Below are 16213 nucleotides of genomic sequence, written 5' to 3' on the forward strand. Positions count from 1 at the left end.
CCGAGGCAAATCGCCGCGCGCGCAGGATTCCATCCAGATGGCGCTCAAGGATTCGCCTCTTCGAAAAAATTGGTCGGGGGAACAGGCCGCCTCATCAAAGGGCGCCGCACTGACCGCAAAACGGGGATGCAGATGTCATGAGTTCAATCTTTGCGCGTCACAGCATGAAAACGGCCCTGCTGGCCACCACCGCCCTGTTGGGCGCTACGGCCGCAACGGCCCAGGACGCCTCGCAGGAAGCCACCCAGGTCGACGAGATCGTCGTCGTCGGCTCGCAGATCCGGGGCGCCAAGGTGACGGCGGCTCTGCCGGTCACCAACATCGGCGAGGAACAGATCCTGTCGTCGGCCGCCACCTCGGGCGATGAGCTGATGCGCTCCATCCCCCAGATGGGCGATGTAACCTTCAACTCGGCCTATCTGCCGGCGACCTCCAACTCGGCGCGCGGCGACACCGGTTCGGTCAACCTGCGCAACCTCGGCATCGGCAACACTCTGGTGCTGCTGAACGGCCGCCGCGTCGTCGGCCACCCGACGTCGCAGGCGAACGAGCACCTGGTGCCGGTCCTGACCTACAACACCAACGCCATTCCGGTGTCGGGCCTGAAGCGTCTGGAAGTCCTGCGTGACGGCGCCGCCGCCATCTACGGCGCCGACGCGGTGGCCGGCGTGGTCAACACCGTCCTGCGCGACGACATGAACAACTGGACCGTCTCGGCCCAGTACGGCGTCGCCGAAGGCACCGACATGTGGGAGACCAACCTGTCCGTCTATGGCGGCCACGACTTCGCCGATGGGCGCGGCAACCTGTCGGTGTTCTTCAACTACGACCACCGCGACGAGCTTTCGACGCTGGATCAGGATTACACCGCCTCGTCCGACCGTCGGCCCCTGTTCGCGGGCACGGGCTATGAGACCAGCACCTCGCTGAACGGCCTGTCGTCGCTCAGCCCCTGGGGTTATTTCCGCACCGCAGGCGGCAGCGTCCGCCTGCCGGGCGCCACCGACAATCTCACCGCCTTCGGCATCCAGCCCGACAGCCTCGGCAACTGCGCCGCCAGCCTGGGCGACGGCCTGTGCGTCAAGTCCGGCGTCTCGGTCGATCCCGCCATCCAGTCCGATCTGGCTGCGGAGGACCTTACCGTCATGCCCGAGGTTGATCGCTACAACCTGTTCATGACCGGCCGTTACAAGCTGACTGACAACGTCGAGGCCTTCGGCGAACTGGGCGGCTACTACGCCGAGACCTCGGCCCGCCAGGCCCCGATCAATACCCTGTCGTCCATCGTTCTGACGATCCCCAAGACTAACTACTACAACCCCTTCGGCCCGATCCTGTTCGCCGATGGCTCGGTCAACCCCAACCGTATGCCCGGCATCACCGCCCCGGCTGAAGGCGTCGACCTCCTGCTCAGCGGCTATCGCTTCAGCGACTTGGGTCCGATCCAGGTGGACGTGACCAACAAGCAGTATCGCGCCCTGGGCGGCCTGCGCGGCGACTGGAACGGCTGGAATTGGGAAACCGCCCTGCTCTACTCCGAGGCCAACGCCGAGGACCTAAGCGACAACGTCGTCACCAGCGCGCTTCAGAAGCAGCTCGCCCTGTCGACGCCCGACGCCTACAACCCGTTCAACGGCGGCGACCTGTCCAATCCGCGGGTCGGCGACGGCACGCCTAGCAACCAGGCCGCCCTGGACGCCATCCGCACCAAGATGCGGCGCTATACCGAGACCAGCCTGGCCCTTTGGGACTTCAAGGTCTCGCGTCCTGACCTGTTCACCCTGCCCGGCGGTCCGGTCGGCATGGCGGCGGGCATCGAGGCGCGCCACGAAACCCAACTGGACGACCGCGACCACCGCATCGACGGCACGACCACCTTCACCGACGTGTCGGGCGCGGTTTACAGCGACCTGATCAACTCCTCGATGAACCCGGACACCGAGGGCAAGCGCGACGTCTATTCGGCCTACCTCGAGTTCGCCATCCCGCTGGTCTCGCCTGAGATGAACATCCCGTTCGTCCACAATCTGGAAGCCCAGATCGCCGGCCGCTACGAGCACTATTCGGACTTCGGCGACGTCGCCAAGCCCAAGGTCGCCGTGGCCTGGGACCTAGCCGAAGGCGTGCGGATTCGCGGCTCCTGGGCCCAGGGCTTCCGCGCCCCGAACCTGGAGCAGATCAACGCCACCGTCGTGACCCGCTCGAACAGCAGCACCGACTGGGCCTACTGCGAGGCCCTGTCGCGCCGCGGAGCCATCGCCGGGCTGAACAGCTGTGTCGGCGCCACTGTGCCGAACACCTTCCCGGACGCCTCCTCGGTCAACACCGCCCGCATCCGCCGCAACGTGGCCGAACAGCGCGCCGGCAACCCTGACCTGAAGCCGGAAGAGTCGGAAACCATGTCGTTCGGCGTGGTGCTTCAGCCGGACTTCACCCCGGCCAACCTGGGCGACTTCACCATCACGGTCGACTGGTGGAACGTTCAGCAGGAAGGCATGGTCGGCGTCTTCCGCGGCCAGAACGCCCTGACGCTGGACTATCTGCTGCGCAAGCAGGGCAGTTCCAACCCCAACGTCGTCCGCGCCGATCCGACGGCTGAGGACATCGCCATCTACGCCGGAACGGGCCTGACTCCGGCGGGCGAGATTCTCTATGTGCGCGACCTCTACGACAACCTGCAGCCGCAGGAAGTCCAGGGCATCGACCTGGGCGTCATGTGGAGCCAGCGCGGCACGCGGTTCGGCGACTTCAGCGCCAACTTCAACCTCTCGCACCTGCTGAAATACTACCTGGAGCCGTCTCCCGCCGTTCAGGCGCTGATGGACGCCAAGGCCAAGGGCGAGATCGACCCGACCATCTCGTTCAGCGGCGCGGCGGGCGATCTGATCCGCGACAACGGCCGCCCGGAATGGAAATGGTCGGCCTCGGCGACGTGGCGCTATCAGAACGTCACCGTCGGCGCCTACACCTCCTATACCGGCAGCGTTTATCAGGACTTCCTGCTGAACGGCGCCAATCAGGCCTGGGTCGTGGACTCGCTGATGACCGCCAACCTCTACGGCGAGTATGAGTTCGACAACGGCCTGCTGGAGGGTGCCGCGATCCGCCTCGGCGTGCGCAACCTGACCGACGAGCAGCCGCCGCTGGCCGCCGACGGCTACCTGGGCACGGTTCACCAACCCTATGGCCGCTATTGGTACGGCAGCATCCGCAAGACCTTCTGATCCGGTCTTGAGGCCTTTTCGGGCGGGGGCGATGATCGTCCCCGCCCTTTCTACTTTTGATGTTCGTTTGGAGTTCCCGATGAAGCCCGTTTCGATGCGCGTCCTGGCGCTCGCCGCCGCCCTGGCCCTGCCGCTGGCCTCGCCCGCCGTCGCCGCCGAACTGTCGCCCCAGGCGCAACAACAGATCACCTCGACCGTCGACCGCAACCAGGCCGCCCTCGACAGCGCCGCGCTGGAAATCTGGAAGTTCGCCGAGTTAGGCTATCAGGAGACCCAGAGCTCGGCCCTGCTCCAGGGCCAACTTCGCGACGCGGGTTTCACCGTGACCCCCGGCATCGCCAATGAGCCGACCGCCTTCCTCGCCAGCTTCAAGACCGGCGAGGGCCCGGTCATCGCGGTCCTGGCCGAATACGACGCCCTGCCCGGCCTATCGCAGACCCTGAGCCCGGTCCAAGAATCGGCGGGCGGCCACGCGGGCCACGGCTGCGGCCACAACCTCTTCGGCGCCGCCTCGGTCCACGCCGCCATCGCCGTGAAGGCCTGGATGGAGGCCAACAACATCAAGGGCGAACTGCGCGTCTACGGCACGCCCGCCGAGGAAGGCGGCTCGGGCAAGGTCTATATGGTGCGCGACGGCCTCTTCGATGACGTCGACGTCTCGCTGCACTGGCACCCCGGCAATGTGAACTCGGCCCGCCAGGGCGACACCATGGCCAATGTCTCGGGCAAGTTCCGCTTCTACGGCACCGCCTCCCACGCCGCCGCCGCGCCCGACAAGGGCCGCTCGGCGCTCGATGGCGTCGAGTCCCTGAACTACATGGTCAACATGATGCGCGAGCACGTGCCCGACCGCACCCGCATTCACTACGCCATCACCGACGGCGGCAAGGCGCCGAACGTCGTCCCGGCCTATGCCGAAGCCTACTACTACGTCCGCCACAACGATCCGGAGATCGTGCGCGACGTGCTGGAGCGGGTGAAGCTGGCGGCCGACGGCGCCGCACTCGGCACAGGCACCCGCGTCGAGTTCGAAGCCATCGGCGGCGTCTATTCCATGCTGCCGAACGAGGCCCTGATGCATGTCATGGACCGCAACCTGCGCAGCGTCGGCGGCATCACCTGGACGCCCGAAGAGATCGCGTTGGCGACCGAGATCCAGAAGACCCTGACCACCCAGCCTGACCTGGCCTCGGTCGGTCAGATCGAGGACGCCGTGATCGGCGGCGACTTCGGCGGCTCGACCGACGTTTCGGACGTGTCCTGGGTCACGCCGACGGTGGGGCTGTCGACGGCGACCTTCGTTCCCGGTTCAGCAGGCCACTCGTGGCAGAACGTGGTGGCCGCCGGCACGACCATCGGTCTGAAGGGCGCGCACCTGGCGGCCAAGACCCTGGCCCTGACCACCGCCGAACTGTTCCAGAGCCCGGACACCATCGCCGCCGCCAAGGCCGAGTTCGAGCAGCGTCGCGGTCCGAACTTCGAATACCGCGCCCTGCTGGGCGACCGCGCTCCGGCGCTGAACTACCGCGACTGACCCGTCATGGCCCTCGGGCTCGTCCCGAGGGCCTTCGTCGTCCTCACTAGGGCACGGCGGCGGAGCCGCGCCCTCACGCCTCTATCCCGACGCCTCAACTCAACCATACCATTCGGTACAAAAAACTTGATGGGGGCCGGATCTTCGCCTACAGCCATAAATGAACCTATTGGTACAAAATGGTGAAGGCATGAGTTTCCAAGGCAAAGCCGCGCTTGTTACCGGGGGCGCGCGCGGCATCGGGGCCGCAATCGTTCGACACCTGGCTTCCGAAGGCGCTGACGTCGCCTTCACCTATGCGACCTCCGACCAGTCGGCCGAGGCGTTAATTGACGCCCTGACGGTTCACGGCGGCAGGCTTCTCGGTCTCAAGGCGGATAGCCGGGATCCGACCGCGATCCGTCACGCCGTGGACCAGACGGCGGAAACGTTCGGACGCCTCGACATACTCGTCAACAACGCCGGCGTTTTCCCCGCAGGGCCGATCGAAGACGTTTCGCTTCAGGAGATTGACGATACTCTGGCGATCCACGCACGAGCCGTCTTCATCACCTCGCAAGCGGCGCTGTCGCACATGAGGGCCGGCGGACGGATCATCTCCATCGGGTCCTGCTTCGCCCAGCGCGTGCCGTATGGCGGCGTGACCCTCTATGCGATGAGCAAATCCGCCCTCATCGGCTTCACCAAAGGCCTGGCGCGCGAGGTCGGAGAACGCGGCGTCACCGTCAACATTGTCGACCCCGGCTCCACCGAGACCGACATGAACCCCATCGACGGCCCCACCGTTGCTGCGGAACTGGAGTTGATGGCGGTCAAGCGCTACGCCCAGCCCGCCGAAATCGCCGCAGCCGTCGGCTTCCTCGCGGGGGAGGAAAGCCGGTTCATCACTGGAAGCTCGCTGGCGATCGACGGGGGCTTTACGGCCTAGCCCCTGCTCGCCAGCACCAATGCCGCCGCCCAAGGGAGAACGACATCCGATGGCCTGGGGACTGTTGGCCGTAGCCGGCCTGCTGGAGATTGTCTGGGCCCTCGCGCTGAAACAGGCGGACGGCTTTACAAGGCTGTGGCCGAGCCTGATCGGCGTCGGCGTCGCCTTGCTGAGTCTGGTTCTGCTTGGCGTCGCCCTGAAGAGTCTGCCCGTTAGCATCGCCTATGCTATCTGGGTCGGCATAGGCGTCTTCGGCGTCGCGATGTTCGGGGCGCTGTTCCTCGGCGAGCCCCTCTCAGGGACGAAGTTGATCTTTCTGGCGCTGATCATGATCGGCGTGGCAGGGCTGCGGGTGATGGAAACATGACGCTTCTCGACGAACCGCAGAAGACCCCGCGCCCGCCGCTCGGGCGACCGAGACGCTTTGACAGGGAAACCGCCTTGATCGCCGCCATGCGGACCTTCTGGGCGCAGGGCTATGAAGGGACGTCGATTCAGGACCTTGTCGCCGCCATGGGCATCAACAAGCCGAGCCTGTATGCGACCTTCGGCTGCAAGGAAGAGGTTTTTCGAGAAGCCGTCGAGCTTTACGACCGCCTTGAGGGTCGGGCGACCACGCAAAGCCTCGCCGAGGCGGCGACCGCTCGCGAAGCGGTCGAGGCCATGCTGCTGGCGAACGCGCGCGCCTATACGGAGACCGAAGGCCCGCGCGGGTGCATGATCGTCCTGTCCTCCCTGCTCGGCGCCCCGGAAAATGCGGGCGTGCGCGACTTCCTCGCCAAGAATCGACTGGACGGCGAGTCCGCCCTCAGAGCCCGCCTCGCCGAGGGCGTCGCGCAGGGGGACCTGGCGCCCTCCGCCGACCTCGACCGCCTGGCGGCCTTCTACACCACGGTGCTGGAGGGCCTATCGATCCAGGCGCGGGACGGCGCCTCTGCAGAGAAGCTCCGAATGATCATCGACGCCGCCATGCTGGCCTGGCCGACCGACTGATCTGGCGTATCGCCTTCTTGGGGAGAATATTGTGCTGCGTTTCTCATTTCCGATCTTGGCGGCGGTATCGTTACTGCTCTCTTCCCTCCCGGCCCACGCCGAATCCGACACGGCGCCGCGCAACCGTGCGGAGGCGGTCAGGATCATCGCCGGCCTGAGACAGATCGTGACGCCAGACGGGATCGAACGACTGGAGGCCGTGAGCATCAACGGCGTCGATCAGTGGATTTCCGTGCGGAGCCGCAATCCCGGCAATCCGGTCCTGCTGGTGGTTCACGGCGGTCCCGGCTGGGTCGCCATGCCGACCTCCTGGTATTTCGCCCAGGGTTGGGACGAATACTTCACCGTCGTGCAATGGGATCAGCGCGGAGCCGGAAAATCCTACAACCCGGACCATCCCGTCGCCGACCTGACCATCGATCAGATGAAACAGGATATCGACGCCGTCATCGGCTGGGTGCGTTCCGAGACGCGACAGGACAAGATCTTCCTGCTCGGCCACAGTTGGGGAAGCTGGCTGGGTCTTGATGTCGCGCGTCGTCATCCCGAATGGCTCCATGCCTACATCGGCGCGGGCCAGGTCATCGACATGCGTGAGAGCGAACGCCGGGGCTGGGCCTGGGCGATGGCTCGCGCTCGCGACACGGGCAATGAGACAGCCATATCCGAACTCCAGTCCATCGCGCCCTACGCTGAGGGCGGAACCCCGGTCCCGACATCGTCGCTGTACCTGCAACGCAAATGGGTCAACGCCTTCGGCGGCGCCGCCTACAATCGCCCGGACGCCAGCTTCGAAGGGGCGGCCATGGCCCTGTCTCCCGACTATACGGATCAGGATGTAAAGCAGGTCTGGAAAGCCCAGGACGTTTCAGTCGAACGCTTGATGCCCGCAATCATGGAGACCTCCATGTCATCCCTGGCCGAACTCGAGGTTCCGACCTTCCTGCTGCTGGGTCGGCACGACATCAATGTCTCGGCGGGAGTTGCTGCGGAATGGTTCGCCAGACTCGACGCGCCGCACAAACAACTCGTCTGGTTCGAGCATTCAGCGCACGAGATGCTGGTCGAGGAGCCTGGCAAGGCCTTCCTCACCCTGATCAATGAAGTGCGCCCTCATGCTGAGTCTGCAGCGCCGTCCGCCGCAGAAGCAGAGCCCCCCGTCCCCTCCACCCGCAGCACCCGATAAGCGAGGATTCCCGGATGAGTGTGAAGATCGAAGGCGGCGTCAACATCGCCATGAAGGTGCCGAGTCATCAATATCAGGCCGTCATCGCCTTCTACCGGGACGTGGTCGGCCTGGAGCCCATCGCGGAAAAGGCGCCGGCGGTCGGTTTCAAGCTCGGCCCGAACCAACTTTGGATCGACGAAGCCGAGACCATGACCCAGGCCGAGGTCTGGCTGGAACTGTTCACGCCGGACCACGCCTCCGCCTTGAAACGACTGGAAGACGGCGGCGCCGTACGCTGCGATCCGATCGAGCCGCTCGGGGAAGCGTTTCGCGGCGGCTGGATCATGAATCCCGCCAACATCGTCCACATGGTGCGCGAACCCGACGCCTGGTGATCGGCGTCCCGGCCTCAGCCGTTCAGGAACTGCTGGAGTCGCGGCACGACGAAGTCGAGAAAGACCCGAACTCGCTCCGGCATGCGCGGTCCGCCCAGAAAGACGGCGTGGATTTCTTCTTCGTCCCGCTCGATCACGTCGCCCAGGACCTCCACCAGGCGGCCCGCGGCCAGATCGGCCCGGACGTGGTAGTCGCCCATGCGGGCCAATCCGACATCGGCCAGGGCCATGCGCCGGACCGTCTCGCCATTGTTGCCGAGCAAGGAGCCGTGGACGACGCGTTCGACCACACGGCCTCGTTCCTTGAGCGGCCAGACGGGCACGGCCCGACGAAAGTTGAAGCCCAGACAGTTGTGTCGGGATAGATCATCGACCGTCCGGGGCGCGCCATGACGCGCCAGATAGGCGGGCGAAGCGACGATCTTGCGATGCGCCGTCCCGATCCGACGCGCGACCATGCCTGAATCCGGCAGTCGGCCGACCCGAAAGGCGATATCGGTGCGGTCGAGATAGAGGTCGACGATCTCGTCCGACAGCGACAGATCGACCACGATATTCGGATAGGCCTTCCAGAACTCCGGCAGCAGCGGCTCCAGACCCAGGACGCCCAGCGCCACCGAGACGTTGACCCGAACTCGCCCGCCCGTGGCGGCCGCGCCCTGCGACAACTCCTGCTCGATCTGGTCGAGATCCTGCAAAAAGGTCTGGCTGCGTTCGTAGTAGATTTCGCCCTCAGCGGTCAGGGACAGGCGTCGCGTGGAGCGCTCGATCAGGCGAACGCCGAGCCGATCCTCCACGCGCGAGATCAGCTTGCTGACGGTGGAGGGCGTCATGCCCAGCAGGCGGGCCGCTTCCGAAAAGCTGCCGCTCTCCACCACGCGCAGGAAGACCTGCATTTCGCCGGCTCGGTTATCCATCGCCGCATCATCCATGATTTTATTTCACAGATGATGGGAATTTCGGCGCGATTATCAAGTTTGAACCGAAACCCTACTTCCGCGGCACCTTCAGAAACAGCGAGGAGCTTCAGATGCAGACCGTCACCGCTCACGGCGCCGCCGTTCCGGCCCTTGGTTTCGGCGTCTTCCGCATGTCCGACGCGGAGGTCGAACGCGTCGTTCCCGCCGCGCTCGAAGCCGGTTTCCGCCACTTCGACACGGCCCAGATCTATCAGAACGAAGCCGCGCTCGGTCGCGCCCTGCAGGCCGCCGGAGCCCGTCGCGACGACCTGTTCCTGACCACCAAGGTCTGGGTCGACAACTACAGCGCCGACGCCTTCGCCGCCTCGGTCGACGAGAGCCTGGACAGACTGAAGGTCGATCAGGTCGACCTCCTGTTGCTGCACTGGCCTGCCGATCAGGTTCCGATCGCCGAACAGATCGAACGGCTGAACGCCGTCCAGGCGGCCGGCAAGACGCGTTTCATCGGCGTCTCCAACCAGAACATCGCGCAGATGCGGGAATCGATCGAACGCTCGGCCGCCCCGATCGTGACCAACCAGGTCGAACTGCATCCCTATCTGCCGCAGCACGCCCTGACCGCCGCCGCCAAGGAAGCCGGCGTGGCCGTCACCGCCTATTACAGCATGGCGGACGGCGCCGTGCCCAAGGACGAGCTCCTGCAACGGATCGGCGCCAGATACGGCAAGAGCGCAGCCCAGGTCGGCCTGCGCTGGCTGATCCAGCAGGGCTACATCGCCTTGTCCAAGACCGCGAACCCGGCGCGCGCGGCCGAGAACATCGCCATCTTCGACTTCGCCCTGGACGACGCCGACATGGCCGCCATCGCCGCCCTGGCTCGGCCCGACGGCCGCCTCGTCAGCCCCGCCGGCCTCGCCCCCGCCTGGGACGCCTAGGAAATCCGGGCCCTGAGGAAGATGAAGATGGACATGACCGCTTCCGCGACCGCAACGCCGGCCGCCCAACCCGCGCACGCCCGCTGGGCCCTGCTGGCGCTCGCCGTGGGCGCCTTCGGCATCGGCACCACCGAGTTCTCGCCCATGGGCCTGCTGCCCGTGATCGCCCAGGGGGTCGACGTCTCGATCCCCAAGGCCGGCCTGCTGATCAGCGCCTACGCCATGGGCGTCATGATCGGCGCCCCGATCATGACGCTGGCCTTCACCCGCTTCGGCAAGCGAACGGCCCTCATCCTGCTGATGTCGATCTTCACCATCGGCAACCTGATGTCGGCCATGGCGCCCGGCTACTTCACCCTGCTGGCCGCGCGTCTGGTGACAAGCCTCAACCACGGAGCCTTCTTCGGCCTGGGCGCCGTCGTGGCGGCCAGCGTCGTTCCCAAGGACAAGCAGGCGAGCGCCGTCGCCGCCATGTTCATGGGCCTGACCATCGCCAATATCGGAGGGGTGCCCGCCGCGACATGGATCGGCCAGCAGATCGGCTGGCGCATGGCCTTCGCCGGCACGGCCCTGATCGGCGTCCTCGCCATCGCGGCCCTGTGGTTCGCCCTGCCCAAGGGCGAGCGCGGCGCCATGCCGGACCTGCGACACGAACTGCGCGTTCTCACCCGCGGCCCTGTGCTTCTGGCCATGGCGACGACCGTCATGGGAGCCGGCGCCATGTTCACCCTCTACACCTATGTCGCCCCGACCCTTCAGACCCTGACCGGCGCCTCGAACGGTTTCGTCACGCTAAGCCTCGCCCTGATCGGGGTCGGCTTCACCATCGGCAACTGGCTGGGCGGACGACTGGCCGACTGGTCGCTGGACGGCGCGACCAAGATCTTCCTCGGCGCCCTGGCTCTCATCATGTTCGTCCTGCCGTTCGTGTTCAGCAGCCACGTCGGCGTCGCGATCGGCCTGCTGCTCTGGGGCGGCGCGGCGTTCGCCATCGTCCCTCCGGTGCAGATGCGCGTCATGGAAGCGGCGTCCGAGGCGCCGGGCCTGGCCTCCTCCATCAATGTGGGGGCGTTCAACCTGGGCAACGCCCTGGGCGCGGCCGTCGGCGCCGCCGTCATCAGCCTGAACCTGGGCTATGCCACGGTGCCCGTCGCGGGCGGCCTGCTGGCGGCGGCCGGCTTCGGCATGGTCCTGCTCACAGCCCGGCGGTCCCGAGCTCGGCCGCTCCCCGAAGAAGGCGTCAGACGATCACCCCTCCGGACACCGTCAGCACCTGACCTGTGACGAAGCCGGCCTCCTCGCTGGCGAAATAGGCCACGGCATGGGCGATGTCTCCAGGCGTGCCGGGGCGCTTCACCGGAATGCGGCTCACCGTGTCCGCCAGATGATCTTCCAGGGAAAGCTTGCGCCTGGCCGCGGTGGCGTGGGTCATCGCCGTCACGACCAGACCGGGGGCCACCGCATTGGCCGTGATCCCCAGCGGCCCCAACTCCACGGCCAGAGACCGCACGAAGCCCTCCACGCCCGCCTTGGCGGCGCAATAGTTCGCGCGTTCCGGATGGCCGGACGCCGAGATGCTGGAGATGTTGATGATCCGTCCCCAGCGCTGCGCCTTCATATAGGGCACGACCGCGCGCGACATCAGGAAGGAGCCGCGCAGAACCACCCCCTGAACGAGATCCCACTCTTCCAGGCTCATCTGGTCGAAGGGCTTGTCGCGCGCCAACCCCGCGTTATTGACCAGGATCGTAGGCGCGCCGAATTGCTCGACCACGCGATCAACGGCGTTCGCCACCGCTTGCGGATCGCTCACGTCGGCCTGGGCGGCCATCGTCTGACCGAACGCGCCGAGCCGGGCGGCGGCTTCCGCGCACCGGTCGCCGTCGACATCGATAAGCGCAACCGCGCACCCGTCCCTGGCGAGCCGCTCGGCGATGCCTTCGCCGATGCCGCCTGCGGCGCCCGTCACGATCGCCACACGGTTGGTCTTCACCTTTCGGCCTCCTCGATAGTTCGCAATCAGCTCTGAATGGATGAACCGACTTGTCTCTTCGCAACTCTGGAGCTGGTCAAGTTTATCCTGATGGGGTGATGATACCGGTTTCCTAGGGGGAAGCGACGATGATCACACGAAGAGCGGCCTGCCTCTCAACCCTGGCGCTCGCCGGGCTTCCCACGTCTGGCCTGGCTATGGCGCCCGATCGGGGCGACCCGCGCGTGAATACGACCGCCGGGCCCGTCACGGGTCTGCGCCAAAGCGGCGTAAACGTCTTCAAGGGCATCCGCTATGGCGCCCCGACGCGCAGGTTCCAGGCCCCTCAGCCGCCGACGCCGTGGCGCGATCCGGCGCCGGCTCGCGATTTCGGCGCCGCCAGCCCTCAGCGAGGGCGGGAGCCGAACCAGAGCGAGGACTGCCTGTTCCTGAACGTGTGGACGCCCGGCGTCGACGCCGGACGACGCCCCGTGATGGTCTATTTCCACGGCGGCGGCTATTCGAGCGGCTCGGGATCGGCGGCGCTCTACGACGGAACGCGCCTGGCCACGCGCGGCGACGTCGTGGTCGTCACGTTGAACCATCGGCTGAACGCCCTGGGCTACGCCTATCTGGCGCGTCTGGCCGACGGGTTCGAGGATTCAGGCAACGTCGGCCAGTTGGATCTGATCCTGGCCCTGCGTTGGGTTCGTGACAACATCGCGGCTTTCGGCGGCGACCCCGACCGCGTCATGCTGTTCGGACAGTCGGGCGGCGGCGCCAAGATCGCCACCCTGATGGCCATGCCGGCGGCCCGAGGCCTGTTCCACCGCGCCGCCACCATGAGCGGCCAGCAGGTCACCGCGTCCGGCCCGCTCAACGCCACCGCACGCGCCGAGGCCTGGCTGAAGGCGCTGGGCCTGACGCCCGACCGGGCGCAAGAGGCCGCGACCCTGCCGGTCGAGCGACTGCTCGAGGCGCAGACGCAGACGGATCCCGTCCTGGGCTTCGGCGGCGTCTACTTCGGCCCCGTGCTGGATTTCCGCCACCTGCCGCGCCATCCCTTCTATCCGGACGCTGCCCCGCAGGGCCTGACCATTCCGATGATCATCGGCAACACCCGCGAAGAGACCCTGGGTTTCATGGGCGACGATCCGGCCAACGCCGGCCTGACCTGGGACACTCTGGTCGATCGCATCACGCCCGCCGTCATGCGGATCGACATCACGCCCGAGGCCGTGATCGCCGGCTATCGCCGGATGCATCCCGACTGGTCGCCCGATCAGGTCCTGATCGCCGCGACCACGGCCGGCCGGTCCTGGCGCGGAGCTGTGATCGAGGCCGAGGAACGGGCGAAGGCCGGCGCCCCCGCCTGGGTCTATCAACTGGATTTCGCCGGCGCGATGGCTTCGGGGCGCAAGGGCGCCTTCCATACCGCCGACATTCCGCTGGTGTTCGACAATGTGGCCGCAGGCGCCTCAGAACCCGGCGCTCAGACGGTGGCGGATACGATGAGCGACGCCTTCATCGCCCTGGCGCGGGATGGAGATCCGAACCACGCCGGCCTGGCGCGCTGGGAGCGCTACGACCTGCCGAGGCGGCAGACCATGCTGTTCGATGTCGTGTCGCGTCAGGCCGACGATCCGCGCGGAGACGAGCGCGAATTCTTCTCGGCCATCCCCTACATCCAGCCGGGGACCTAGCGCGCGAAGCGCTCGATCCTCAGCGCGTCCAGCCACGCCGGCGCCGGCCGCCCCAGGGCGAGCCCTTCCATCGTCTCCGCCGTGAAGGCGGCCAGCGTCAGGCCCAGGTGCTGATGGCCGAAGGCGTAATGGATCGCCGGGTGCGCCTGCAGCCTGCCGATCGCCGGAAGATAGTCCGCAAGGGTCGGGCGCGGCCCGCACCAGCGATCCGGCGTCTCCGCGAAGACGACGCCCAGCGCCTGCAACTGGGCCTCGATCCGTCGCCATTTGCGCGGGTCGGGCGGCGCGGAGGGCGCGCCGAACTCGACGTGGCTGGACGCGCGCAGGCCGCCGCTGAAACGCGCCACCACCAGGGCCCGATCCTCGAACACCGTCAGCGGCAGGTCCTCCGGCCATTCATGCCGGGCGGACTGGACCGAATAGCCGCGCTCTCCGATCAGCGGAACCGTCAGGCCGAGCGGCGCCAGAAGCTCGGCCGACCAGGCGCCCGACGCCACGACCACCCGCTCGGCGTCGACGACCGCGCCGTCCTCCAGAATGATGTCGACGCCGTCAGCCACGGGCCGCAGTCGGCGCACGTCGGCCTGAATTACAGTCCCGCCCTGTCTTGTGAACGCCGCCGACAGGGCGTCGCGCACGCGCTGGGGCTCGCTGACCTGCCCCGTGCCGGTAAAGCGGACGCCGCCTGCGGGGCGCGCCTTCAGCACCGCGTCGTAGGCGGCCAGTTCTTCGCCCTCCATGGGCCGAAAGCCGGCGTTCCCCGTGCGCGCCCCGCGCCAGGCCTCCAGACCTTTCCGCGCCGCCTCGGGCGTGGACCACACGACGGCGTGGCCCGTGGGGCGGATCAGGTCGCCGGGCGCCTCGGCCAGCGCCGCCAGTCGCGCCCACGCGCCCAGAGGATCGTCCAGCAGCCACGCCAGAACCTCGGCCCCATGCGCGGCCGCAACCGGGCGCGAGGCCGCCAGACAGCGCAACGCCCACGGCCCCCACAGGGCGACGTCCCGTGCGCGGAAGTCCAGCGGCCCGCCAAAGGCGAACAACCGCCCGAAGGCGCTTTTCAGCGTCGCGGGCGAGGGCATGGGCTCGCACTGCTCGGCCGCGATATGGCCGATGTTGCCGAAGGAGGCGCCGCGCCGGGCGTCGCCCCGGTCGATCAGCGTCGTCTCAAGACCCGCCGCCTGAAGCCTGAGGGCCGTCGCCGTCCCGATCAGGCCGCCGCCGACGATCGCCCAGCGCCGGGGCGTCCTCATGCAGAGGCACCCTCGCCGAAGGGATCGTCCAGGCTGTGCGAAGGCTCGGTGAACCAGACCGGTCCGCTCTCGGTCATGTAGAAATGGTCTTCCAGACGCACGCCGAACCGGCCCGGAATGACCAGCATCGGCTCGTTGGAGAAACACATGCCGGGGGCCAGCGGCGTGACGTCCCCGCGCACCAGATTGGGCGCCTCATGGATGTCCAGTCCGATGCCGTGTCCGGTGCGGTGCGGCAGACCCGGGAGGCGGTAGTCCGGGCCATAGCCGAGGCCGGTCAGATAGTCGCGCGCGGCGTCATCAACGCTGTGGCACGGCGCGCCGAGGCGAGCCGCTGCGAAGGCGCGGGCCTGGGCTTCCTTCTCGTGCGTCCAGACGCGGCGGAAGTCCTCGGTCGGTTCTCCGAAGACATAGGTGCGGGTGATGTCGGAGTGATAACCGTCGACCAGAGTGCCGGTGTCGATCAGCACCACGTCGTCTGTCTGCAGGGCGCGGTCGCCCTCGCCTCCGTGGGGCAGACAGGTGTCGTCGCCGAAGGAGACCAGGCAGAACCACGAGCCCCCTTCCCCGCCCAGGGTGCGGTGCTCGGCGTCGATGAAGGCCATGACCTCGGACGTGCGCACGCCGACCTTCAACCAGCGGCGGGTGCGGCGCTGGACCTCCAGGGTGATGGCCTTGGCGCGGGTCAGAAGCGCGATCTCGGCGGGTGACTTGAGGCTGCGCTGGGCCAGGATCAGCGGGCCGCCGTCCGTAACACGATCCGGCCCCAACGCCCGGCTCAGGCCCAGCCAGATGAAGGCCGCCGCCTGGTCGTCGACCGCCAGGACGCCGCCATCGGCCAGACGCCCCGCCGCCAGGACATAGGGGCTCTCCTCCTCTTCCCAGGTGAGGATGTCGCCGGTGATCGCGTTCGGCGCCGCCGTCAGACCCGCCACCTTGTCCAGCTCGAAGCGAGGGCAGATGTATTCCACGCGCCCGTTAGCGTGGATCAGAGCTCCCGTCAGCCGCTCTGACGGATGCCAGTCCAGCCCCGTATAGTAGCGCAGGGACGTCGTCGGTCCCACCAGCAGGGCGGACAGACCTTCGGCCTTCAAGCGCGCCGCCAGGGCCTGGATGCGCGCGCTGCGTTCATCTGCGGTGATGGGAGCGGCGGCGGGAGGAAGGAACGTCATGGGATATATCGTATAATAT

At 67.2% G+C, this 16213-nt stretch carries 14 protein-coding genes; 10 read left to right on the forward strand and 4 right to left on the reverse strand.

Features of this window, described 5'->3' with window-relative positions:
• The first annotated feature begins 164 nt into the window (after positions 1–164).
• From ACWIDZ_RS02925 to ACWIDZ_RS02955, 7 genes are all read left to right on the forward strand, one after another.
• Entirely contained in the window at positions 165–3224 is a 3060-nt protein-coding gene (locus ACWIDZ_RS02925) for a TonB-dependent receptor domain-containing protein (protein ID WP_453988324.1), read from the forward strand.
• A 79-nt stretch (positions 3225–3303) separates the two neighbouring features.
• Positions 3304–4758, forward strand: a complete 1455-nt coding sequence (locus ACWIDZ_RS02930) for an amidohydrolase (protein WP_453988322.1) — start codon at positions 3304–3306, stop codon at positions 4756–4758.
• Between the two features lie 160 nt (positions 4759–4918).
• Positions 4919–5686, forward strand: a complete 768-nt coding sequence (locus tag ACWIDZ_RS02935) for a 3-oxoacyl-ACP reductase family protein (RefSeq protein ID WP_453988321.1) — start codon at positions 4919–4921, stop codon at positions 5684–5686.
• A gap of 49 nt (positions 5687–5735) precedes the next feature.
• The gene (locus ACWIDZ_RS02940) at positions 5736–6053 is read left to right on the forward strand and encodes a DMT family transporter (RefSeq protein ID WP_291776412.1); all 318 of its coding nucleotides are present in this window, start codon (positions 5736–5738) and stop codon (positions 6051–6053) included.
• A 74-nt stretch (positions 6054–6127) separates the two neighbouring features.
• Positions 6128–6679, forward strand: a complete 552-nt coding sequence (locus tag ACWIDZ_RS02945; protein WP_453988320.1) for a TetR/AcrR family transcriptional regulator — start codon at positions 6128–6130, stop codon at positions 6677–6679.
• Positions 6680–6845: 166 nt separating this feature from the next.
• Positions 6846–7865, forward strand: a complete 1020-nt coding sequence (locus ACWIDZ_RS02950; protein ID WP_453988319.1) for an alpha/beta fold hydrolase — start codon at positions 6846–6848, stop codon at positions 7863–7865.
• Between the two features lie 14 nt (positions 7866–7879).
• The gene (locus ACWIDZ_RS02955) at positions 7880–8242 is read left to right on the forward strand and encodes a hypothetical protein (protein WP_452111492.1); all 363 of its coding nucleotides are present in this window, start codon (positions 7880–7882) and stop codon (positions 8240–8242) included.
• A gap of 14 nt (positions 8243–8256) precedes the next feature.
• Here ACWIDZ_RS02955 and ACWIDZ_RS02960 read toward each other — a convergent pair whose 3' ends face one another.
• Positions 8257–9159: a LysR family transcriptional regulator gene (locus tag ACWIDZ_RS02960; RefSeq protein WP_291776421.1), complete on the reverse strand. Its 903-nt coding sequence runs from the start codon at positions 9157–9159 to the stop codon at positions 8257–8259.
• A 113-nt stretch (positions 9160–9272) separates the two neighbouring features.
• On the opposite strand from ACWIDZ_RS02960, the gene ACWIDZ_RS02965 reads away from it, so the two are divergent.
• On the forward strand, positions 9273–10097 hold the full coding sequence (locus ACWIDZ_RS02965; protein WP_291776423.1) for an aldo/keto reductase: 825 nt from the start codon (positions 9273–9275) through the stop codon (positions 10095–10097).
• 33 nt (positions 10098–10130) lie between these two features.
• Entirely contained in the window at positions 10131–11381 is a 1251-nt protein-coding gene (locus tag ACWIDZ_RS02970; RefSeq protein WP_453988318.1) for an MFS transporter, read from the forward strand.
• Here ACWIDZ_RS02970 and ACWIDZ_RS02975 read toward each other — a convergent pair.
• Positions 11338–12090, reverse strand: coding sequence for an SDR family oxidoreductase (locus ACWIDZ_RS02975; protein WP_453988317.1), 753 nt, complete (start codon positions 12088–12090; stop codon positions 11338–11340). The genes ACWIDZ_RS02970 and ACWIDZ_RS02975 overlap by 44 nt on opposite strands.
• Before the next feature lie 128 nt (positions 12091–12218).
• On the opposite strand from ACWIDZ_RS02975, the gene ACWIDZ_RS02980 reads away from it, so the two are divergent.
• Entirely contained in the window at positions 12219–13772 is a 1554-nt protein-coding gene (locus tag ACWIDZ_RS02980; protein WP_453988316.1) for a carboxylesterase/lipase family protein, read from the forward strand.
• On the opposite strand, the gene ACWIDZ_RS02985 is transcribed toward ACWIDZ_RS02980, so the two are convergent.
• Both ACWIDZ_RS02985 and ACWIDZ_RS02990 read right to left on the reverse strand, forming a co-directional pair.
• Entirely contained in the window at positions 13769–15022 is a 1254-nt protein-coding gene (locus tag ACWIDZ_RS02985) for an NAD(P)/FAD-dependent oxidoreductase (protein ID WP_453988314.1), read from the reverse strand. The genes ACWIDZ_RS02980 and ACWIDZ_RS02985 overlap by 4 nt on opposite strands.
• Positions 15019–16194 carry a M24 family metallopeptidase gene (locus ACWIDZ_RS02990; protein ID WP_453988312.1) on the reverse strand — a complete coding sequence of 392 codons (1176 nt, stop codon included), beginning with the start codon at positions 16192–16194 and terminating at the stop codon, positions 15019–15021. Before ACWIDZ_RS02990 ends, ACWIDZ_RS02985 begins: the two co-directional genes overlap by 4 nt.
• Between the last annotated feature and the right edge of the window lie 19 nt (positions 16195–16213).

It is taken from the genome of Brevundimonas sp. NPDC055311, assembly GCF_053645695.1.